Genomic DNA, 21,369 nt, shown 5'->3' with positions numbered 1-21,369 from the left:
CCGTTCCGCGGCCCGGCCCCGCCCGGTGGACCCCACGAGCGGGCCCACCCGGACGGAGCCGGCCGCCGGGCCTCAGCCGGCCGGGCGCGAGCGCAGCCCCTCCAGCAGAATCTCCAGCAGCCGCGCGGACGCGGCCTGCTGCTGCCCGGGATCGGGCAGCGTCGGCGCTCCTGTGGCGATCACTAAAAGGATGTCCGAGACCGTCACATCGGCGCGCAGCTCACCGGCCGCCCTGGCACGCTCCACGAGCCGCCCGACGACCTCCAGGAGCGCGTCGGCCCCGGCGGTCTCCTCGGCGGCGGCCGGCGCGGCCTCGGCCGGCCGGAGATCCGCGGACGCCCCGTCCTCGCCGGACGCCGTGCGCTGCTGCGGCACCCGCGCCTCGCTCAGGCCGTCCGGCATCCGGGGCCCGTCCGCGGCCGGTGCCGCCGGCTCCCCGGCCCGGCCGGCCGCGCTCACCCGCAGAATGCCCGGCGGCAGCAGCCGTCCGGCACCCGAGGCGACCGATGTCCGCAGGAAGCGGGACAGCGCCGACCACGGGTCGTCCTCCTGGCCCAGTGCCGTACGCGCCTGGTCCGTCAGCCGTGAGGTCTCCTCCTCGGCTATCCGGCGGACCAGCACGTCCTTGCTCGGGAACCGGCGGTAGACCGTGCCGACTCCGACGCGGGCCCGCCGCGCCACGTCCTCCATGGGAGCGCCGTACCCCAGCTCGCCGAACACCTCGCGAGCGGCCCGCAGTACGTGCTCCAGATTGCGCTGGGCGTCCACCCGAAGCGGTGTGCTCCGGCCGCCCGTCCCCGTGCCGGCACCGTTGGTCATCGCGGTGCCGTTGCTCTGGGGTCTGTTGTGCTCGCTACCGCTCCCGGCGCCGTCGGAGGCATGTGCCACAGCGACAGTGGCCGACCATTGAGAGCCCTGAATGTGCATAGTGATCCCCCGGTAATGACGTCTCCCCCCGGAGACTCCCCGCCCTGACAGTCAGGGCGTACCGACTAGAGGGTGCACCCCAACGAGATACGAACATAGTTGAGCTGGGGTCAAGAATGAAGGGGGCGTTCCGCACAATGCGCCCCCCCGATCGGCCCAAGGCGTCTGATCCGCCCCGATTAATCCCCCGCTCCTACTTCGTCACGCACCCCCTGACCAGCGCACCTCGGCCCGCATCTGCGGAATCCGTCGTTCCGTCCCCAGGGCCGCGCCCGGTCATACATTTCGACGGGCCTGTGGACAAAGGCGCTCCGGGGGTGCGTCATGGAACAGTGCTGTGCTTTCCCGGGGGTGCAGCACCCGAAGCCGTCCGCGCGCCCGGCCGGCTTTCGGACCGGTGCCGCCCCGGGGCCTGGTCGACACCGCGAGGAGAACCTCTGTGAAGACTGTGTCTTCGGAAGACGTGACGCGCATTCTCGTGGTCGGCGGTGGCTACGTGGGGATGTATACGGCCCTGCGATTGCAGCGGAAACTGAAGCATGAACTGCGGCAGGGCACCGTCGAGATCATCGTGGTCGACCCCGAGCCCTATATGACGTACCAGCCCTTCCTGCCCGAGGCCGCGGCCGGTTCGATCTCCCCGCGCCATGTCGTCGTACCGCTGCGCCGGGTGCTGCCGCAGTGCAAGGTCGTCATCGGCGAGGTCACCGCCATCGACCACGACGACCGCCGGGCGACCATCACCACCCTGGCCGCGGAGGAGACCGGCGACGGCGCCATCGAGGTGGCGTACGACGAACTGGTCCTCGCGCCGGGCTCGGTCTCCCGCGCCCTGCCCGTCCCGGGCCTGGCCGATGTCGGCATCGGTTTCAAGACAGTCGAGGAAGCCATCGGCCTGCGCAACCACGTCCTCGGCCAGCTCGACATCGCCTCCTCCACCCGTGACCCCGCCGTCCGCGACGCCGCGCTGACCTTCGTCTTCGTCGGCGGCGGCTACGCGGGCGTGGAGGCGCTGGCCGAGCTGGAGGACATGGCCCGCTACGCCGTCCGCTACTACCACAACATCCAGCCCGAGGACATGAAGTGGATCCTGGTGGAGGCGACGAACCGGATCCTGCCCGAAGTGGGCCCGGAGATGGGCCGCTACGCCGTACGGGAGCTGCGGGCCCGCAATATCGACGTACGGCTGGAGACCCGGCTGGGGTCCTGCGAGAAGAATGTCGCCCAGCTCAGCGACGGCTCCCGCTTCCCGACCCGGACCCTGGTGTGGACCGCGGGCGTCAAACCGCACCCCATCCTGGCCGCGGCCAAATTGCCGCTCAACACCCAGGGCCGCCTCGTGTGCACCCCCGCCCTCCAGGTGGACGGCGTCGAACACGCCTGGTCCGCCGGGGACGCGGCCGCGGTCCCCGATCTCACGGCCGAACCGCCCGCCGGGCCCGACGAGCCCCGCGCCCTGTGCGCCCCCAACGCCCAGCACGCCGTCCGCCAGTCCAAGGTCCTCGCCGAGAACCTCGCGGCGGCGGTGCGCGGCGGCCCGATCGTGGACTACGCGCACAAGTACGCCGGCTCGGTGGCCTCGCTCGGCCTCCACAAGGGCGTCGCGCATATCTACGGGCGCAAGCTGAAGGGTTACCCGGCGTGGTTCATGCACCGCGTCTACCACCTCAGCCGGGTGCCGACCTTCAACCGCAAGGCGCGGGTGCTCGCCGAATGGACCCTCGCGGGCCTGTTCAAACGCGAGATCGTCTCGCTCGGCTCGCTGGAGAACCCGCGCGCCGAGTTCGAACTCGCCGCGGGAACCGGACGGCACAACGAAGCGAGCTGACGCGCCGTACCCCCACAAGAGTTGACGTGCTGTCAGCCCTGGAGGGGCCGGATGTTCCGGAGTGCGGAACTCCACAGCGTCACCCCGGCGTCTGACGGATGTCCGTCCGGTCGGCCACACTGGACGTGTGACCATGGGTGGGCTCGTATCTGCAAAGAGTGACAATCACGAGGATTCTGGACGTTTGCTGCATTCCGCAAGAGGGCGCCGAGCGTGTCCCCAGCCGACCGTCCCCCGGCCACCTGCCGGGAGATCCCGCCATGCCGACGGCCCGATCCCGCGCGACGACGCGAAGTAAGAGGTACCCCTCCGTGATCTTCACGCGCTGGAGCGCCAAACTCCCCGGCACACAGCGGCGCGCCGCCGCCCGGTCCGACCGCGCCGCACCCGGCACGCCGGCCGTCCCGCCCACCGCGGCCCCGGCGCCGTCCGCCGTGCCCGCGGCAGCCGACGGCACACCGTCCGCCCCGACGGCCGCCACCACCGGCTCGGTCCCCGCGGCCCGCGCCGAACACGCCGATCCGGCCCCCACCCAGGACCGCACCCCCGCGACTCTGCCGCCCACCGTGGACGCCCTGTCCGTCCACGACATCCTGGGCACCATCCCGGCCCTGGTCGCCGTCGTCTACGGCCCCGAGCACCGCCTCGCCTACGTCAACGGCGCCTACGCCGCAGTCTTCGGCCCGCGCCCGGCCGGCCACACCGCCCGCGAAGCCCTCCCCGAGCTCGCCGCACTCGGCCTGCTCCCCCTGATGGACCAGGTCCTGCGCAGCGGCAAACCGCGCACGGTCAAGTCCCGCAAGGTCCCCGGCGGCGCCGGCGGCGACCGCACCCGCGACGCCTACTACACCTTCACCTGCACCCCGATCGAGGTCGCCGCCAGCGGCCCGGCCCCCGACCCCGAGGTCGCCTGCGTCGCCCCGCACAAGGGCGTCCTGGTCTTCGGCGCCGAGGTCACCGACCAGATCGAGTCCGCCGAGCGGCTGCGCGCCAGCGAGGCCCGCCAGCGCGAGGCCGCGGTCACCCTCCAGCGCTCCCTGCTGCCCCAGGAACTGGAGCAGCCCGACGACCTCTGCGTCGCCGCCACCTACCAGCCCGGCGGCACGGACGCCGCGGTCGGCGGCGACTGGTACGACGTCATCACCCTCGGCGCCGGCCGTACGGCCCTGGTCATCGGCGATGTCATGGGCCGCGGGGTGCGCGCCGCCGCCGTCATGGGCCAGCTGCGCACCGCGGTCCGCGCCTACGCCCGCCTCGACCTCCCGCCCCACGAGGTCCTCCAGCTTCTGGACGGCCTGGCCGCCGAGATCGACGCCAGCCAGATCGCCACCTGCGTCTACGCCGTCCACGACCCGAACGAGGGCCGCCTGGTCTACGCCTCGGCCGGCCATCTGCCCATCCTCGTCCGCGACCCCGACGGCACGGTCCGCCGCGCCGCCGAACCGACCGGTCCGCCCCTGGGGACCGGCGGCTGGCTGCACACCTCCGGGTCGGTCCCGCTCGGCCCCGGCAGCAGCGCCGTCCTCTACACCGACGGCCTCGTCGAGCGCCGCGACAAGGACATCGACCACGGCGTCGAGGCCCTGGAGCGCGCCTTCGCCGGCGCGGCCGGCGCCCCCGACATCGTCTGCGACCGCCTGCTGCGCTCGCTGGGCATCACGGCCACCCATGACGACGACGTCGCCATCCTCGTCCTCCAGCACCCCGCCCGCACCGGCCATGACGCCGAGCTGTTCCACAACGCTGCCCTCGAACTCCACGGCGGCACCGAAGCGGCCCCGCGCGCCCGCGCCTTCGCCTCCGGCGTCCTCGCCTCCTGGCGCTTCTCGCCCGAACTGCACGACCTCGGTGTGCTGGCCGCCAGCGAACTGGTCGCCAACTCCCTCCAGCACGGCACCCCGCCGATGCGCCTGCGCCTGCGCCGTACGGACCGCCGGCTGATCGTCGAGGTCACCGACGGCGACGACCACCTCCCGCGCCGCCGCCGCGCCGAACCGGCCGACGAGGCAGGCCGGGGCATCTCCATCGTCGCCACCATCGCCTCGTCCTGGGGCTCCCGCCGCACCCCCGGCGGCGGCAAGGCCGTCTGGTGCGAATTCGCGCTGCCCCGCGGATAGCCGTACGCCGCCGGCCCCGGTCACATCGGACCGGGGCCGGCGGCGTACAGGACTGGCATACAGGAGCGGCCCGTTTACGGCGCCGGGCGCGGGCTCAGGCGCCGCAGGCCACGGCTTCCGCCTCGGCCGGCACCCGCGCCGCAGGCACCGCCGCCACCGCACGGTGCGGATTGTCCTGCGCCGGCCGCAGCATCCGGCCCAGCCACAGCGACAGCCCGGTGATCCCCAGCGCGCAGAGCACCAGCATCCCGATGTACGCGGCGTACATCCCGTGCCCCACCATCAGCGCACCCACCGCCGGACCAACCGCCAGCGCCAGCTGCTTGACCAGCGCGAACGCCGAGTTGTACTGACCGATCAGCGAGGGCGGCGCCAGATCGGCCACCAGCGGCGCCACCGTCGGCGACAGCATCGACTCGCCTATCCCGAACAGCGCATACGTCGAGATCAGCAGCGCCGTCGCCACCATCTGCGCACCGTGCACCAGCCCGGACACCCCGGCGGCGATCCATGCCACCGTCCAGACCATCCCGACCAGCGCCATCACCCGGCTGCGCCGCCGCCCCTCGACCAGCTTGAGCACCACGAACTGCGCCGCCACGATCGCCGCCGTATTGGCCGCGAGCGCGATGCCCAGGCTCGACGGCGCGATCCGGGTGACCTCGGTGGCATACGCCGCCAGCCCCGACTCGAACTGTCCGTAGCAGGCGAAGAACAGCACAAAGCCCAGTACGCACAGCCACACCATCCGCCGGTCGGCGAACATCGCCCGCCAGGCACCCTTGGCCCGCTCCTCGGTCGGCACCGGGTCCTCGACCTTCGGCCCCCGCGGCAGCCGTACGGTCGCCACCGCCGCGCCGAGCACCAGGAACATCACGGCCTCGATGGCGAACAGCCGCACAAAGCTCGACGCCTGCGTCTCGTCGACCAGCAGCCCGCCGACCAGCCCGCCGACGCCCAGCCCCAGGTTGTTCAGGAAGAACTGGGTGGCGAACGCCCGCGACCTGGTCAGCGTCGTCGAGCACCACACGATCATCGTCGCGAGCGCCGGCTGAATGACCGCGATGCCCGCACCGAGCGCGATGGCCGACGCGATGACCAGCGGCTCCGTGGCGGACAGCCCCAGCCCCAGGGCACCGACGGCGGCGGAGACCGTACCGGCGATCGCCACCGGCAGCGGACCGCGCCGGTCGATCGCCCGACCGGTCAGCGGCAGGACGACCAATGCGGCCACCGCCAGCATCGCCAGCACCACACCGGCCGTGCTCGCACCGAGATCCCGCACCTTCGCCACATAGACGTACAGATACGGAACGGTGAAGCCGTTCCCGAACGCGCTCAGCGCGTTCCCGAGCTGGATCCGGCGCAACGCGGCGCCCATCGCGGTGGTCACACTCACCTACCTAGGTCAGGTCGTCAGACGAACAGGGGGAGAACCAAGGAGCCGGACAGACGCCAGGGCGAGACCGGTCCGAGGCCGGACAGTCTCACCCTGAAGACTTCAACTCTAAAGTTCGAAGTTAAAGAGTACACCTCGAAGAACTTCAACGCCAATGACTTCCATGCCATACTGCGCCGCATGCCTGAGCCCTCCGATGCGGCCGCCGACGCTGCCGAGCCGAGCCTCGAGGAACAGATCGCCGCCTACCAGCGCGAATTCCAGGACCTCGACCCCCAGGTGGAGCAGGTCGTCTCCGCACTACAGCGCCTCAACCGACGGATGAACGTCGCCTACGGACGACAGACCTCCACGCTCGGCCTGAGTAACGCCGAATGGGAGGTCCTCAAGGCCCTCGTCGTCTCCGGGGCGCCTTATCAATTGGGCCCCGGCGAACTCGCCAAACGCCTCGGCCTCACGCCGGCGGCCATGACCCACCGCATCGACCGCATGGCGAGCGAGGGCCTGGTCACCCGGGACCGTGACGAGAACAATCGCGTCCGCGTCATCGTCGAGCTGACCCACGAGGGCCGCGAGAAGTGGCTCGAGGCGATGCGCCTGGCCTCCGTCTTCGAAGAGGACCTCCTCCAGGACCTCTCCGGCGAGGAACGCCAGCTCCTCGGCCAGGTGTTGACCCGCCTCCTGCGCCGCGTCGAGGACGCCCAGCCGGACGCCGACGGGCGTCTGAGTGACCTTGACTGACGCGAGTTGACACGGCCTACCCCCATCCGTAGTGTTCTCCGAGTTGCCACGGAGCCGACAGGCCCGGGGCAGCCATCCCGCCGCTTCGCGGCACACCACTACTGCACGGCCCCTCACTGGGAACAATTTCGGCATGCTGAAATTCGAACCGCGACGTGATTATGCGTCAACGAGGAATTCCGCTAAAGTAGTGATCACGCCGAAAGGCACGGCAATGCAAATTGCCGGACCACGGCGTAACCCCCTCCGACGGGGATTCGGAAACGAATTCGGACCGGCAACGGACCGAAAATCGGATCTGCTAGAGTCGGAAAGGCCGGAAAGCGAAAGCCAAACGGCCGGGCCCGCTCCAACAGGGCGCCGGAGACGGAAACGGATCTGGTAAGGTTGGAAACGCGAAGAAGCCGAAAGGCGGACACGCACCGGCGAAAATCGGGCCCGCAAGGATCTGATAGAGTCGGAAACGCAAGACCGAAGGGAAGCGCCCGGAGAGCCTGGTGAAACAGGAACAAAGGAAGCGTCCGTTCCTTGAGAACTCAACAGCGTGCCAAAAGTCAACGCCAGATATGTTGATACCCCGTCCACCGGAAACACTTCCGGAGGATGAGGTTCCTTTGAAAAGTCCATCGGCACCCATGTGGTGCGGATGGCACACACAGCGAGGACGCTGTGAACGACCGGACCTATTCCGTCTGGTCGTTCCGCTCTCGTGTGTGTTTCACCGGATTACCGGTAAACATTCACGGAGAGTTTGATCCTGGCTCAGGACGAACGCTGGCGGCGTGCTTAACACATGCAAGTCGAACGATGAACCTCCTTCGGGAGGGGATTAGTGGCGAACGGGTGAGTAACACGTGGGCAATCTGCCCTTCACTCTGGGACAAGCCCTGGAAACGGGGTCTAATACCGGATATGACTACCGACCGCATGGTCTGGTGGTGGAAAGCTCCGGCGGTGAAGGATGAGCCCGCGGCCTATCAGCTTGTTGGTGGGGTGATGGCCTACCAAGGCGACGACGGGTAGCCGGCCTGAGAGGGCGACCGGCCACACTGGGACTGAGACACGGCCCAGACTCCTACGGGAGGCAGCAGTGGGGAATATTGCACAATGGGCGAAAGCCTGATGCAGCGACGCCGCGTGAGGGATGACGGCCTTCGGGTTGTAAACCTCTTTCAGCAGGGAAGAAGCGAGAGTGACGGTACCTGCAGAAGAAGCGCCGGCTAACTACGTGCCAGCAGCCGCGGTAATACGTAGGGCGCAAGCGTTGTCCGGAATTATTGGGCGTAAAGAGCTCGTAGGCGGCTTGTCACGTCGGATGTGAAAGCCCGGGGCTTAACCCCGGGTCTGCATTCGATACGGGCAGGCTAGAGTTCGGTAGGGGAGATCGGAATTCCTGGTGTAGCGGTGAAATGCGCAGATATCAGGAGGAACACCGGTGGCGAAGGCGGATCTCTGGGCCGATACTGACGCTGAGGAGCGAAAGCGTGGGGAGCGAACAGGATTAGATACCCTGGTAGTCCACGCCGTAAACGTTGGGAACTAGGTGTGGGCGACATTCCACGTCGTCCGTGCCGCAGCTAACGCATTAAGTTCCCCGCCTGGGGAGTACGGCCGCAAGGCTAAAACTCAAAGGAATTGACGGGGGCCCGCACAAGCAGCGGAGCATGTGGCTTAATTCGACGCAACGCGAAGAACCTTACCAAGGCTTGACATACACCGGAAACGTCTGGAGACAGGCGCCCCCTTGTGGTCGGTGTACAGGTGGTGCATGGCTGTCGTCAGCTCGTGTCGTGAGATGTTGGGTTAAGTCCCGCAACGAGCGCAACCCTTGTTCTGTGTTGCCAGCATGCCCTTCGGGGTGATGGGGACTCACAGGAGACTGCCGGGGTCAACTCGGAGGAAGGTGGGGACGACGTCAAGTCATCATGCCCCTTATGTCTTGGGCTGCACACGTGCTACAATGGCCGGTACAATGAGCTGCGATACCGCGAGGTGGAGCGAATCTCAAAAAGCCGGTCTCAGTTCGGATTGGGGTCTGCAACTCGACCCCATGAAGTCGGAGTTGCTAGTAATCGCAGATCAGCATTGCTGCGGTGAATACGTTCCCGGGCCTTGTACACACCGCCCGTCACGTCACGAAAGTCGGTAACACCCGAAGCCGGTGGCCCAACCCCTTGTGGGAGGGAATCGTCGAAGGTGGGACTGGCGATTGGGACGAAGTCGTAACAAGGTAGCCGTACCGGAAGGTGCGGCTGGATCACCTCCTTTCTAAGGAGCATCTAGATCTCGTAAGAGATCCAGAGCCACTACGTCGGCAAATGTTCGACGGTGGTTAGCTCATGGGTGGAACGTTGACTATTCGGCGCACTTGATTCTCTGGAAGTTAGTACTGCTTCGGCGTGGAACGCTTCCGGGAGATTGAGTGGGTCGGGCACGTTGTTGGGTATCTGAGGGTACGGACTGATGTCTGGACCTTCGCGATGCCGGCCCCAGTGAACTCAGCCTTCGGGTTGGGGTGGTGGGTGGCTGGTCGTTGCTTGAGAACTGCACAGTGGACGCGAGCATCTGTGGCCAAGTTTTTAAGGGCGCACGGTGGATGCCTTGGCACCAGGAACCGATGAAGGACGTGGGAGGCCACGATAGGCCCCGGGGAGCTGTCAACCAAGCTTTGATCCGGGGGTGTCCGAATGGGGAAACCCGGCAGTCGTCATGGGCTGTCACCCGCTGCTGAACACATAGGCAGTGTGGAGGGAACGCGGGGAAGTGAAACATCTCAGTACCCGCAGGAAGAGAAAACAACCGTGATTCCGGGAGTAGTGGCGAGCGAAACCGGATGAGGCCAAACCAGTCACGTGTGATACCCGGCAGGGGTTGCGTGGTTGGGGTTGTGGGATCTCTCTTTCACAGTCTGCCGGCTGTGAGACGAGTCAGAAACCGTTGATGTAGGCGAAGGACATGCGAAAGGTCCGGCGTAGAGGGTAAGACCCCCGTAGCTGAAACATCAGCGGCTCGTTTGAGAGACACCCAAGTAGCACGGGGCCCGAGAAATCCCGTGTGAATCTGGCGGGACCACCCGTTAAGCCTAAATATTCCCTGGTGACCGATAGCGGATAGTACCGTGAGGGAATGGTGAAAAGTACCGCGGGAGCGGAGTGAAATAGTACCTGAAACCGTGTGCCTACAAGCCGTGGGAGCGTCGCGTTGAGTCTTCGGATTCAACGTCGTGACTGCGTGCCTTTTGAAGAATGAGCCTGCGAGTTTGCGGTATGTTGCGAGGTTAACCCGTGTGGGGAAGCCGTAGCGAAAGCGAGTCCGAATAGGGCGTTGAGTAGCGTGCCCAAGACCCGAAGCGGAGTGATCTAGCCATGGGCAGGTTGAAGCGGAGGTAAGACTTCGTGGAGGACCGAACCCACCAGGGTTGAAAACCTGGGGGATGACCTGTGGTTAGGGGTGAAAGGCCAATCAAACTCCGTGATAGCTGGTTCTCCCCGAAATGCATTTAGGTGCAGCGTCGTGTGTTTCTTGCCGGAGGTAGAGCACTGGATAGGCGATGGGCCCTACCGGGTTACTGACCTTAGCCAAACTCCGAATGCCGGTAAGTGAGAGCGCGGCAGTGAGACTGTGGGGGATAAGCTCCATGGTCGAGAGGGAAACAGCCCAGAGCATCGACTAAGGCCCCTAAGCGTGTGCTAAGTGGGAAAGGATGTGGAGTCGCAGAGACAACCAGGAGGTTGGCTTAGAAGCAGCCATCCTTGAAAGAGTGCGTAATAGCTCACTGGTCAAGTGATTCCGCGCCGACAATGTAGCGGGGCTCAAGCACACCGCCGAAGTCATGTCATTCATACAACAGCCCTAACGGGTGTGTGGATGGGTAGGGGAGCGTCGTGTGCCGGGTGAAGCAGCCGTGGAAACGAGTTGTGGACGGTTCACGAGTGAGAATGCAGGCATGAGTAGCGATACACACGTGGGAAACGTGTGCGCCGATTGACTAAGGGTTCCTGGGTCAAGCTGATCTGCCCAGGGTAAGTCGGGACCTAAGGCGAGGCCGACAGGCGTAGTCGATGGACAACCGGTTGATATTCCGGTACCCGCTTTGAAACGCCCAATATCGAATCCATTAATGCTAAGGCCGTGAAGCCGGCCTGGAGTCTTCGGACAAAGGGACGTGGTGGAGCCGCCGATCCAAGGTGGTAGTAGGTAAGCGATGGGGTGACGCAGGAAGGTAGTCCAGCCCGGGCGGTGGTTGTCCCGGGGTAAGGGTGTAGGCCGTGTGGTAGGTAAATCCGTCACACGTTAAGGCTGAGACCTGATGCCGAGCCGATTGTGGTGAAGTGGATGATCCTATGCTGTCGAGAAAAGCCTCTAGCGAGTTTCATGGCGGCCCGTACCCTAAACCGACTCAGGTGGTCAGGTAGAGAATACCGAGGCGTTCGGGTGAACTATGGTTAAGGAACTCGGCAAAATGCCCCCGTAACTTCGGGAGAAGGGGGGCCATTGCTGGTGATGAGTTTTGCACTCTGAGCTGGTGGTGGCCGCAGAGACCAGCGAGAAGCGACTGTTTACTAAAAACACAGGTCCGTGCGAAGCCGTAAGGCGATGTATACGGACTGACGCCTGCCCGGTGCTGGAACGTTAAGGGGACCGGTTAGTCACATTTCGGTGTGGCGAAGCTGAGAACTTAAGCGCCAGTAAACGGCGGTGGTAACTATAACCATCCTAAGGTAGCGAAATTCCTTGTCGGGTAAGTTCCGACCTGCACGAATGGCGTAACGACTTCTCGACTGTCTCAACCATAGGCCCGGTGAAATTGCATTACGAGTAAAGATGCTCGTTTCGCGCAGCAGGACGGAAAGACCCCGGGACCTTTACTATAGCTTGATATTGGTGTTCGGTTCGGCTTGTGTAGGATAGGTGGGAGACTTTGAAGCGGCCACGCCAGTGGTTGTGGAGTCATTGTTGAAATACCACTCTGGTCGTGCTGGATGTCTAACCTGGGTCCGTGATCCGGATCAGGGACAGTGTCTGGTGGGTAGTTTAACTGGGGCGGTTGCCTCCTAAAGAGTAACGGAGGCGCCCAAAGGTTCCCTCAGCCTGGTTGGCAATCAGGTGTTGAGTGTAAGTGCACAAGGGAGCTTGACTGTGAGACTGACGGGTCGAGCAGGTACGAAAGTAGGGACTAGTGATCCGGCGGTGGCTTGTGGAAGCGCCGTCGCTCAACGGATAAAAGGTACCCCGGGGATAACAGGCTGATCTTCCCCAAGAGTCCATATCGACGGGATGGTTTGGCACCTCGATGTCGGCTCGTCGCATCCTGGGGCTGGAGTCGGTCCCAAGGGTTGGGCTGTTCGCCCATTAAAGCGGTACGCGAGCTGGGTTTAGAACGTCGTGAGACAGTTCGGTCCCTATCCGCTGTGCGCGTAGGAGTATTGAGAAGGGCTGTCCCTAGTACGAGAGGACCGGGACGGACGAACCTCTGGTGTGCCAGTTGTCCTGCCAAGGGCATGGCTGGTTGGCTACGTTCGGAAAGGATAACCGCTGAAAGCATCTAAGCGGGAAGCCTGCTTCGAGATGAGTACTCCCACCCCCTTTGAGGGGTTAAGGCTCCCAGTAGACGACTGGGTTGATAGGCCAGATATGGAAGCCCGGTAACGGGTGGAGTTGACTGGTACTAATAGGCCGAGGGCTTGTCCTCAGTTGCTCGCGTCCACTGTGTAGGTTCTGAAGTAACGACCTGTGTCATGTCCGGGTTGTCATCTTCATAGTGTTTCGGTGGTCATTGCGTTAGGGAAACGCCCGGTTACATTCCGAACCCGGAAGCTAAGCCTTTCAGCGCCGATGGTACTGCAGGGGGGACCCTGTGGGAGAGTAGGACGCCGCCGAACAATTTTTCAGCTCCGGTCCCTGAACCTCTGGTTCAGGGACCGGAGCTTTTTTGCGTTTCGGGCCGCTCGGTACGCTCGTGGGCATGCGCTATGACCTGGTCATTTTCGATAACGATGGCGTCCTGGTGGACAGCGAACCGATCTCCAATCGGATTCTTGCCGGCTACCTCACCGAATTGGGTCATCCGACCAGTTACGAAGACTCGCTGCGGGATTACATGGGCGGTGCGATGCACCGTATTCACGAGGCGGTGCTACAGCGGTCCGGGAAGCGGTTGCCGGACGGGTTCGACGAGGGTTTTCATGCGCGGGTCTTCGATGAGTTCCGTCGGACGCTGGAGCCGGTGGCGGGCGTGCGCGAGGTGCTGGAGAAGCTGGCCGTAGACGGGGTGCCGTACTGCGTCGGGTCGTCGGGCAGCCATGAGCGCATTCGGGTGGCGTTGACGAAGACCGGGCTGTGGGAGCGGTTCGCAGGGGCCGATGGTGGCGTCGGGGAGCGGATCTTCTCGTCGCAGGATGTGGGGCGGGGGAAGCCGGCGCCGGATCTCTTTCTGTATGCGGCACAGGAGATGGGGGTGGCGCCGGAGCGGTGTGCGGTGGTCGAGGACAGTCCGCTGGGCGTGCGGGCCGCGGTCGCCGCGGGGATGGACGTCTACGGGTTCACGGCGATGACGTCGGCGGAGAAGCTGACGGAGGCCGGGGCCACCGCGCTGTTCGCCCATATGGCGGAGCTGCCGGCGCTGTTGCAGTAGGGGACACCGTCGCCGGTGCTCGTCAGACGCCGGGCGAAATCGGCGTGGTGATCCATCTACCCAGTGGTAGTGGGGAGTTCTAGGCTGAGCGGCCATGACGGCCCCTCGGGTACCAGGAGCGCAGCTGCGGCACGGCCGGGTCTCGCTCGCCCTGAGCTTCTTCATCCAGGGCGCGGTCTTCGCCCTCCTCGTGACCCGAATACCCGCGATCCAGGACCGCTACGGGATCTCGGACGGGCTGCTGCCGGTGTTCCTGGCGGCGGTGCCCGTACTCGCGGGGGTCGGCAGCGTCGTCACCGAGCAGCTGGTGAAGCGGGTGCGGCCCGGTCGGGTGCTGCGAGTGGTGCAGCCGGTGGTGTGCCTGGCGCTGGCGGCCGCCGGGTCGGTCGGTTCGATGGCGCAGGCGGCGGTGGCGCTGGCGGCGTTCGGGCTGTCGGTGGGTGCGCTGGACGCCTCGATGAACATGCTCGGGGTGAGCCTTCAGCGGGCGTACGGGCGGAGCATCTTGCTCGGGTTCCACGCCGCGTACAGCCTGGGCGGCATCGTGGGCGCCTCGCTGGCCTGGGCGGGGGCGCACTGGCAGCTGTCGCTGGCGCTGCTGTACGGGCCGGTGGTGGCGGTCCTGGTGCCGCTGGCGCTGCTCGTGGGCCGGTGGTTCGTGGACCGGGGCGGGGCGGCGCAGGGTGGCAGCGAGGAGGGGCCGGCGGGGGCCGTCGTGCCCCTTGCGATGCGGCTGTTGTTGCCGCTGTGTCTGGTGATGGCGTTCGCCTACATCGGGGATTCGACCGTCTCCAACTGGAGCGCCAAGTATCTCCAGGACGTCCTGGGGAGCTCCGAGCAGCTCGCCACCGTCCCGTACAACGTCTACATGGTCACCACGCTGCTCGGGCGGGCGGTCGGGGACCTGGGTGTGCGGCGCTTCGGGGCGGTCGCGGTGGTGCGGACCGGGGCGGTGGTCGCGGCGGGCGGTTTCGCGGTGGTGGCGGCGGCGCCGGGGGCGTGGGCCGGGATGGCGGGGTTCACGCTGCTGGGGTTCGGGCTCAGTGTGCTCGTGCCCCAGACGTTCGCGGCGGCGGGGCGCTACGCCTTCGAACGGCACGGTCCGGCGGCCGCGGACATGGCCGTCGCGCGGCTGAACATCTTCAATTACGTGGGCTTCTTGATCGGCTCTCCGCTGGTCGGTGCCCTGGGTGATGCCTGGAGCTATCGGGGGGCGATGCTCGTACCGATGGCCCTGGTGCTGGTGACGCTGGTGTATGCCCGCTCGTTCGGGGCGTCGGCGGCCCGATACGGTGACGGGCATGAGCGGCCGCGCACAGCTGATGTGGGATGAGGCAGTAACGGGCTACGACTTCGGGTCCGGGCATCCGATGGACCCGGTCCGGCTCGCGCTGACCATGCGTTTGGTGGAGGCGTTCGAGCTGGACCGCGGGCCGCTGGAGGTGGTCGCGGCCAAGCCTGCCGGGGACTCGACGCTGCGGCTGGTGCATCGCGAGGACTACATCGCCGCGGTCCGCAGAGCCTCGGCGGACCCGGCGGCCGCGGACTCGTCGTACGGGCTGGGGACGGCGGACGATCCGGCGTTCCCGCGGATGCATGAGGCGTCCGCGCTGATCGCCGGGCAGTCGGTGGGCGCGGCGGAGGCCGTCTGGCGCGGCGACGCGGCGCATGCGGTGAACTTCACCGGCGGGCTGCACCACGCGATGCCGGGCGGCGCGGCCGGGTTCTGCATCTACAACGACGCGTCGCTGGCGATCGCCCGGCTGCTGGAGCTGGGGGCCGAACGGGTCGCGTATGTGGATGTGGACGTCCACCACGGAGACGGGGTGCAGGCGGCGTTCTGGGAGGACCCGCGAGTACTGACGGTCTCGCTGCACGAGCATCCCCGGACGCTCTTCCCGCAGACCGGCTGGCCGGAGGAGACCGGCGGGGCGGGCGCGGAGGGCACCGCGGTGAATGTGGCGCTGCCGGCCGGGACCGGGGACGAGGGCTGGCTGCGGGCGTTCCACGCGGTGGTCCCGGAGCTGCTGGGGGCCTTCCGGCCGCAGGTGATCGTGACGCAGCACGGCGCGGACACCCACTTCGAGGATCCGCTGGCGCATCTCGCGGTGAGCCTGGACGCCCAGCGTGCGGTGGCGGAGGCCTGCCACGACCTGGCGCATGAGCATGCCGACGGCCGATGGGTCGCGCTCGGCGGGGGCGGCTATGCGGTGGTGGACGTGGTGCCGCGCAGCTGGACGCATCTGGTCGCGATCGCGGCGGGCCGGCCGATCGAGCCGACCTCGATGGTGCCGGAGGCCTGGCGGCACGAAGTGTTCCGCCGGACCCGGCAGTTGGCGCCGCACCGGATGACGGACGGCCGTACGCCGCAGTGGCGGGACTTCATCGACGAGGGCTATGACCCGGCCGACCGGCTGGACCAGGCGGTGCTGGCGACCCGTCGGGCGGTCTTCCCGGCGCACGGGTTGCTGCCGTAGGGCCGGGCCCCCTGCCGGTCTCTGTAACGCTGTTACGGCGCCCGGGGGCCGGTATTCGAGGGCGCGGCGGTCCGCAGGCGATCGTCGCCCTGCACCGCCGTCCGCCGCTCCCGTACGGCCGTATCCGGCACCGCGCCCCACGGATGTGTGACGTCCCGTCGGTCCGGGCACCCGAAGGCCGACCAACCGGACAGTATGGGAAGCGTGTTGGGAACCGGGGCGCTGCGGGCGCACCTGATCGAGGCGCGGCTCGCGGGGACGATCGCGACCACGCGGGAGAAGAGTCTGGCGCGCTACCGGCTCTTCGCGGCACGCGACCCCAGGGCTCTGCTGGGGCTGGACCCCGAACGGGACTGGCCGCTGAGTGAAGTACTGCGACTGATGGGGCGGAAGTGCGGGGTTTCGGCCGATCCCGCGCACACTTCCGGCCCGGATGTGATCGACCCCGACCGCACGGTTGCCGCGCTGGACGGGTTCGCGGAACGGGTCGCCACCGCGGCCGGCCGCCGGGCGCCGGTACTGATTGGCACCGGCCATCCGCACCGGCTGCTGGAGTTCTACGCCGCCCTCGCAGACGCTCTCTCGTCGGCGGGTTGCACCGTTCTCACCCCGGCGTATGGCGCCCGTGTCGACATAGCGACCCGGTTCGGGGTACGTCCCTGCACCCTTGAGTACGTACGGGGAGTCGCGCTGATGCGAGAAACCGGCGTGCGGGGTGCGCCCGGGGCCGGGGGCGTACACACCCATTCTCCGCTGCCGGTACGGACCGCTCTGGCGGCCGCGGCGGACGCTGCGGGGCCGCTGCCGGGGCTGGTCATCGGGGACCACGGTTGGGTCTGCGGGGCAGGTCAGCTGGGCTTTGAGGCGATCGGGCTGGCGGATACGGACGACCCGGCTCCGTTCGTCGGCCAGGCCGAGGGACGGGTGTCCGTGGTGGTGCCGCTCGATGACGCCGTGCGGGCGGCGGACTATCGGCCGCTGGCCCGCTATGTATTGAATCGGTCAGGTCTGTCCCGATAGGCGGCTGTTCGCTGCTCCTCTTCCCCACTCGCATCACCCGCCCCTAATCTGGGGAGTGAGCGCATAGCGACGAAGAGTCACCGGAGGGGAAGCCGGTGACCGTCTTATGCGGAAGGTGCAGGTGTGACATGGCGGCAGACCAGAGGCCTCTGAACGAGGTCGTGTTCCTGACAGTGGCGGAGGTCGCCACGGTGATGCGAGTGTCGAAGATGACCGTGTACCGCCTGGTGCACAGCGGTCATCTGCCCGCGATTCGCGTGGGGAGGTCATTCCGGGTTCCGGAGCAGGCGGTGCACGACTACCTCCGGGAGTCCTTTGTGGGGGTGGAATCAGCCTGACAGGTCCGTCGCCGACCCTCGGATTACGCCGTTCGCCCGGCGGCGGGTAGGCTGGCCCGATGTAGGTAGTGTGGGCTCGGACGCCCCGCACCGAGTGATTCGAAGTGAGCGAGGGTAGTCGTGGGCTCTGTTATCAAGAAGCGGCGCAAGCGGATGGCGAAGAAGAAGCACCGCAAGCTGCTCAAGCGCACCCGTGTTCAGCGTCGTAACAAGAAGTAAGCGACGCTGATCGCGAATTCGCAGCCCCTCATCGCCTTGGCGCGATGGGGGGCTGCGGTGCGTTGTGGGCCGTATGGACGGTGGTCGGACGGAAATATGGCCACGGGCATCCTGCGGTCATCACTGCGCAACACCGACCCGATAGCGTGGCCTGCACAGCTTGGCCAGTCGTGGTCGCGGCGGGAAGGAAGGGCTGATCTTGGGCAAGGTCGTGCTCGTCACGGGAGTCGCACGGCAATTGGGCGGCCGGTTCGTCCGCCGTATCCAGCGCGATCCCGACGTCGACCGGGTGATCGGGGTCGACGCCGTGCCACCGGAGCACCATCTGGGCGGCGCCGAATTCCTCAAAGCCGATATCCGGCATCCGGCCATTGCCCGGGTCCTGGCCGAGACGGGCGTCGACACCGTCGTCCATATGGACATCAACGGCACGCCGTTGGGTAAGCGCGGCGGCCGCGCCTCGGTGAAGGAAACCAACGTCATCGGGACGATGCAGCTGCTCGGCGCATGCCAGAAGGCCCCGAATGTGCAGCGGCTGGTCATCAAGTCCAGCACCAGCGTCTACGGCTCCGCGCCCCGCGACCCGGCCGTCTTCACCGAGACCACCACCCCGAAGTCACTGCCCAGTGGTGGCTTCGCGAAGGACATCGTCGAGGTCGAGGGGTACGTCCGCGGCTTCGCCCGCCGCCGGCCGGATGTGGCGGTGTGTGTGCTGCGCTTCGCCAACATCCTCGGGCCGTGCGCGGATTCCCCGCTCGCCGAGTACTTCTCGCTGCCCGTATGGCCCACCGTGCTCGGCTACGACCCGCGGCTTCAGTTCGTCCACGAGGACGACGCCATCGAGGTGCTGCGGATCGCCGCCGCCGCGCCGCGCCGCGGCACGCTCAACAGCGGCACGTTCAATATCGCCGGAGACGGCGTGCTGCTGCTCTCGCAGACCTCCCGGCGGCTGGGGCGGCCGACCGTCCCGCTGCTGCTGCCGACCGTCACCTGGGCCGGTACGGCGCTGCGGTCCATCGGCATCACGGACTTCTCGCCGGAACAGATCCGGCTGCTCACGCACGGCAGGGTCGTCGAAACGACACAGATGCGCGAGACACTGGGATTCCACCCGAAGTACACGACGGCGGAGACCTTCGCGGAATTCGCCCGCAGCCGCGGACCCGGGCTGCTGCCGCCCGCGTCCCTCGCCCGCACCGTCGACCGGCTCGCCGGCGTGCTGTCCGCACGCGGCGGCCCGACCCAGTGAGGAGTTCATCCACGATGGCGGACGCCAAGGTCATTCCCTTCGGCGAGGAGCCCCGGGCACGCAGGAAGGCCAGGCGGGCCGGGCGCGCGGGACGCGGTGCGGCGCTGGCGCCCGTACCGGAGGCACGGACCGAGCATCCGCCGGCGGTGCCCCCGCGGCCGAGTCCCGGGCGGTCCCTGGACGAGCGGATCGCGGGCGGGCTGGCCTTTCTGCGGCGGCGGATCACCGGCGACTACGAGGTCGACGACTTCGGGTACGACGAGGAGCTGACCGACCAGGTCCTGATGTCGCTGCTGCGGCCCTTCTACGAGAAGTACTTCCGGGTCGAGGTGAAGGGGGTGGAGAACATCCCCTCCGACGGCGGTGCGCTGATCGTCGCCAACCACTCCGGGACGCTCCCGCTGGACGGCCTGATGCTCCAGGTCGGGGTGCACGACAATCACCCGGCGCAGCGTCATCTCCGGCTGCTGGCGGCCGATTTGGTGTTCGTCCTGCCGGTGATAAACGAACTGGCACGCAAGGCCGGGCACACCCTCGCCTGCGCGGAGGACGCCCAGCGGCTGCTGGAGCGCGGTGAGATCGTCGGGGTGATGCCGGAGGGCTTCAAGGGCATCGGCAAGCCCTTCGCGGACCGCTACAAGCTCCAGCGCTTCGGGCGGGGCGGCTTCGTCTCGACGGCGCTGAAGGCCGGGGTGCCGATCGTGCCGTGCTCGATCGTGGGCGCGGAGGAGATCTACCCGATGATCGGGAACTCCAAGACGCTGGCACGGGTGCTGGGGCTGCCGTATTTCCCGATCACGCCGACCTTCCCGTGGCTGGGGGCGCTGGGTGCGGTGCCGCTGCCGACGAAGTGGACGATCCAGTTCGGCGAGCCGATCCAGACGGCCGGCTATCCGGCGGAGGCGGCGGACGATCCGATGCTGATGTTCAACCTGACCGACCAGGTACGGGAAACGATTCAGCACACCCTCTACAAGCTCCTGGTACAGCGACGCTCGGTGTTCTTCTGAGGGAAGGACCAGAAGAACACCGAGCGGGCCGGCACCGGAGAGCCGGGCTACTTCGGGAGATCCTCGCCGTCGATCCCCAGGCCGGGAAGCAGCCCCGGAATCAGCGGCGGGAGGGTGACATCGGGGCGGCCGCCGGTGTCCTTGCGTCCGCCGTGGCCCCCGTCGTGCGGCGACGGGCTGTCGCCCTTGGACGGCGGGTCGAGCAGCCCGCCCGTGCTGCCGCCGAGCAGGCCGTCCTCCTGCGAGGGTGAGGCCGACGGGCGCGGGGCGTGCGAACCGCCGCGGTGCTTGCCGTGGGCGGACTTGCTGCCGGACGGCGCCGGGCGGTCGTCGGAGCCGGAGCCGGTGCCCGCGGAGGCGGGCGTGTCGCGGTGGTGGCGCCTGCTGTCCGGGGTGGGCGGCAGCAGCGAGCGGAGCGGACCGACCTCTTTGTCTATGGCGTCGAAGACCGAGCTGACCTCGTCGCGGACGTCGGTGAGCTGCACCGGGAGCTTGTCGCGCAGATGCGACCAGGTGCCGCGGTGGGACCGGGTGAAGGAGTTCAGCGCCTGGATGGGGTCGAGCGAGCCATCGCGCTCATACGCCGCGTGCAGCAGGCGGTGGCCCTCGCCCGCGTCGTGCCGGATGCCGGCGAGCGCCTTGCGGATCTCGCCGAGCGCCTCGTGGTCGAGGTCGGCGAGCCGGGCGCGCTCCATCATCCGGCGGACCTCCATCATGCGGGTGGAGGCCTGGTCGAGAAGGAGCTGACCACGATCGGAGTCATCGTCGGCCATGCCGAGCCGGAGGTCCTCCATGCCGCGCTTGAGGCCGTAGAGGGAGTCGCCGGGGAGGGCGTCGGAGCTGGCCGCGGCGACGCCGCTGAACGCGCCGGCGGCGACGCCGACCGTCAGCCCGCCGGCCGCCAGCCCCTTGGAGAGGCGGGAGCGCGGGCGCAGTCGGCCGATCGATTTCGTGGCGCGATGCGCGCCCTTGTGTGCGCGCTGCTCGGGCACCCTGGCACCGTCGGACGGAGCGCCTTCGGCGAAGGCGGCCTCCATCGCGGCGATGAGCTGAGCGCGCTGGACAGTCTTGACCTCGGTGGCCATCTCGGGCCCCGGGAGTCTCCCGAGGCCGTCGGCGACCGCCAACAGCCGTGCTTCGCCCGGCGCTTGCGCCGGATTGTCGACCTGGTCCTCGGCCGCCGCGCCCTCGAGGACCTGCTCCTCCAGCGCCTGGGCGAAGGCGTTGGCCCGCCGGTGCACCGAGACATTTGCGATCACGGGCGGCACCTCCTCTCGTCATCCCGCTCGACTCCCCGGACTGGCTTTGACTGTCCAGATGGACCGGATGGTTGCACGTCGTGCTCCGCGGCCACTCGATCGAGTGAGTGGCCGCGGGCATGGCGTGACCGCATGGAGCCTGCATCCCGCA

General features: G+C 67.3%; 14 protein-coding genes and 3 rRNA genes. 14 read left to right on the top strand and 3 right to left on the bottom strand.

The features are described from left to right. Positions 1 to 72 precede the first annotated feature (72 nt). On the bottom strand, positions 73 to 927 hold the full coding sequence (locus CP981_RS18275) for a TetR/AcrR family transcriptional regulator (protein ID WP_085928703.1): 855 nt from the start codon (positions 925 to 927) through the stop codon (positions 73 to 75). 448 nt (positions 928 to 1,375) lie between these two features. Here CP981_RS18275 and CP981_RS18270 point away from each other — a divergent pair, with 448 nt between their 5' ends. Together CP981_RS18270 and CP981_RS18265 are read left to right on the top strand one after the other, a co-directional pair. Next, positions 1,376 to 2,755: an NAD(P)/FAD-dependent oxidoreductase gene (locus CP981_RS18270; protein WP_167536229.1), complete on the top strand. Its 1,380-nt coding sequence runs from the start codon at positions 1,376 to 1,378 to the stop codon at positions 2,753 to 2,755. 311 nt (positions 2,756 to 3,066) lie between these two features. After that, complete coding sequence (locus CP981_RS18265) at positions 3,067 to 4,872, top strand: ATP-binding SpoIIE family protein phosphatase (protein ID WP_150522352.1); 1,806 nt, start codon at positions 3,067 to 3,069, stop codon at positions 4,870 to 4,872. A gap of 94 nt (positions 4,873 to 4,966) precedes the next feature. On the opposite strand, the gene CP981_RS18260 is transcribed toward CP981_RS18265, so the two are convergent. Beyond that, positions 4,967 to 6,265: an MFS transporter gene (locus tag CP981_RS18260; RefSeq protein WP_085928735.1), complete on the bottom strand. Its 1,299-nt coding sequence runs from the start codon at positions 6,263 to 6,265 to the stop codon at positions 4,967 to 4,969. 186 nt (positions 6,266 to 6,451) lie between these two features. Between CP981_RS18260 and CP981_RS18255 the strand changes: the two genes are divergently transcribed. The 12 genes from CP981_RS18255 (at position 6,452) to CP981_RS18195 (ending at position 19,959) form a co-directional block, all read left to right on the top strand. Then, the gene (locus CP981_RS18255; RefSeq protein ID WP_085928736.1) at positions 6,452 to 7,012 is read left to right on the top strand and encodes a MarR family winged helix-turn-helix transcriptional regulator; all 561 of its coding nucleotides are present in this window, start codon (positions 6,452 to 6,454) and stop codon (positions 7,010 to 7,012) included. A gap of 739 nt (positions 7,013 to 7,751) precedes the next feature. Beyond that, a 16S ribosomal RNA gene (locus CP981_RS18245) occupies positions 7,752 to 9,280 on the top strand. A 301-nt stretch (positions 9,281 to 9,581) separates the two neighbouring features. Continuing rightward, a 23S ribosomal RNA gene (locus CP981_RS18240) occupies positions 9,582 to 12,704 on the top strand. A 73-nt stretch (positions 12,705 to 12,777) separates the two neighbouring features. Then, a 5S ribosomal RNA gene (gene rrf, locus CP981_RS18235) occupies positions 12,778 to 12,894 on the top strand. Together the 16S, 23S and 5S rRNA genes form the textbook arrangement of a ribosomal RNA operon. A gap of 83 nt (positions 12,895 to 12,977) precedes the next feature. After that, a complete protein-coding gene (locus tag CP981_RS18230; protein ID WP_085924443.1) occupies positions 12,978 to 13,646 on the top strand; it encodes an HAD family hydrolase in 669 nt (222 codons plus the stop codon). A 94-nt stretch (positions 13,647 to 13,740) separates the two neighbouring features. Further along, on the top strand, positions 13,741 to 14,979 hold the full coding sequence (locus CP981_RS18225; protein WP_085924336.1) for an MFS transporter: 1,239 nt from the start codon (positions 13,741 to 13,743) through the stop codon (positions 14,977 to 14,979). Continuing rightward, on the top strand, positions 14,948 to 16,123 hold the full coding sequence (locus CP981_RS18220) for an acetoin utilization protein AcuC (RefSeq protein WP_085924337.1): 1,176 nt from the start codon (positions 14,948 to 14,950) through the stop codon (positions 16,121 to 16,123). The genes CP981_RS18225 and CP981_RS18220 overlap by 32 nt, the downstream gene beginning before the upstream one ends. A gap of 204 nt (positions 16,124 to 16,327) precedes the next feature. After that, the gene (locus CP981_RS18215) at positions 16,328 to 17,143 is read left to right on the top strand and encodes a phosphatase (RefSeq protein WP_085924444.1); all 816 of its coding nucleotides are present in this window, start codon (positions 16,328 to 16,330) and stop codon (positions 17,141 to 17,143) included. Positions 17,144 to 17,271: 128 nt separating this feature from the next. Continuing rightward, positions 17,272 to 17,481 carry a helix-turn-helix domain-containing protein gene (locus CP981_RS18210; protein ID WP_006604741.1) on the top strand — a complete coding sequence of 70 codons (210 nt, stop codon included), beginning with the start codon at positions 17,272 to 17,274 and terminating at the stop codon, positions 17,479 to 17,481. 120 nt (positions 17,482 to 17,601) lie between these two features. Then, positions 17,602 to 17,700 carry a 30S ribosomal protein bS22 gene (locus tag CP981_RS18205; protein ID WP_003948845.1) on the top strand — a complete coding sequence of 33 codons (99 nt, stop codon included), beginning with the start codon at positions 17,602 to 17,604 and terminating at the stop codon, positions 17,698 to 17,700. A gap of 199 nt (positions 17,701 to 17,899) precedes the next feature. After that, a complete protein-coding gene (locus CP981_RS18200; protein WP_085924338.1) occupies positions 17,900 to 18,949 on the top strand; it encodes an NAD-dependent epimerase/dehydratase family protein in 1,050 nt (349 codons plus the stop codon). A gap of 14 nt (positions 18,950 to 18,963) precedes the next feature. Next, the gene (locus CP981_RS18195) at positions 18,964 to 19,959 is read left to right on the top strand and encodes a lysophospholipid acyltransferase family protein (RefSeq protein ID WP_085924339.1); all 996 of its coding nucleotides are present in this window, start codon (positions 18,964 to 18,966) and stop codon (positions 19,957 to 19,959) included. Positions 19,960 to 20,006: 47 nt separating this feature from the next. On the opposite strand, the gene CP981_RS18190 is transcribed toward CP981_RS18195, so the two are convergent. Then, the gene (locus CP981_RS18190; RefSeq protein WP_085924340.1) at positions 20,007 to 21,218 is read right to left on the bottom strand and encodes a DUF5667 domain-containing protein; all 1,212 of its coding nucleotides are present in this window, start codon (positions 21,216 to 21,218) and stop codon (positions 20,007 to 20,009) included. Between the last annotated feature and the right edge of the window lie 151 nt (positions 21,219 to 21,369).

It is taken from the genome of Streptomyces platensis (genome assembly GCF_008704855.1).
Classification (GTDB): Bacteria; Actinomycetota; Actinomycetes; order Streptomycetales; family Streptomycetaceae; genus Streptomyces; species Streptomyces platensis.
This window is presented reverse-complemented; position numbering and strand designations above follow the sequence as displayed.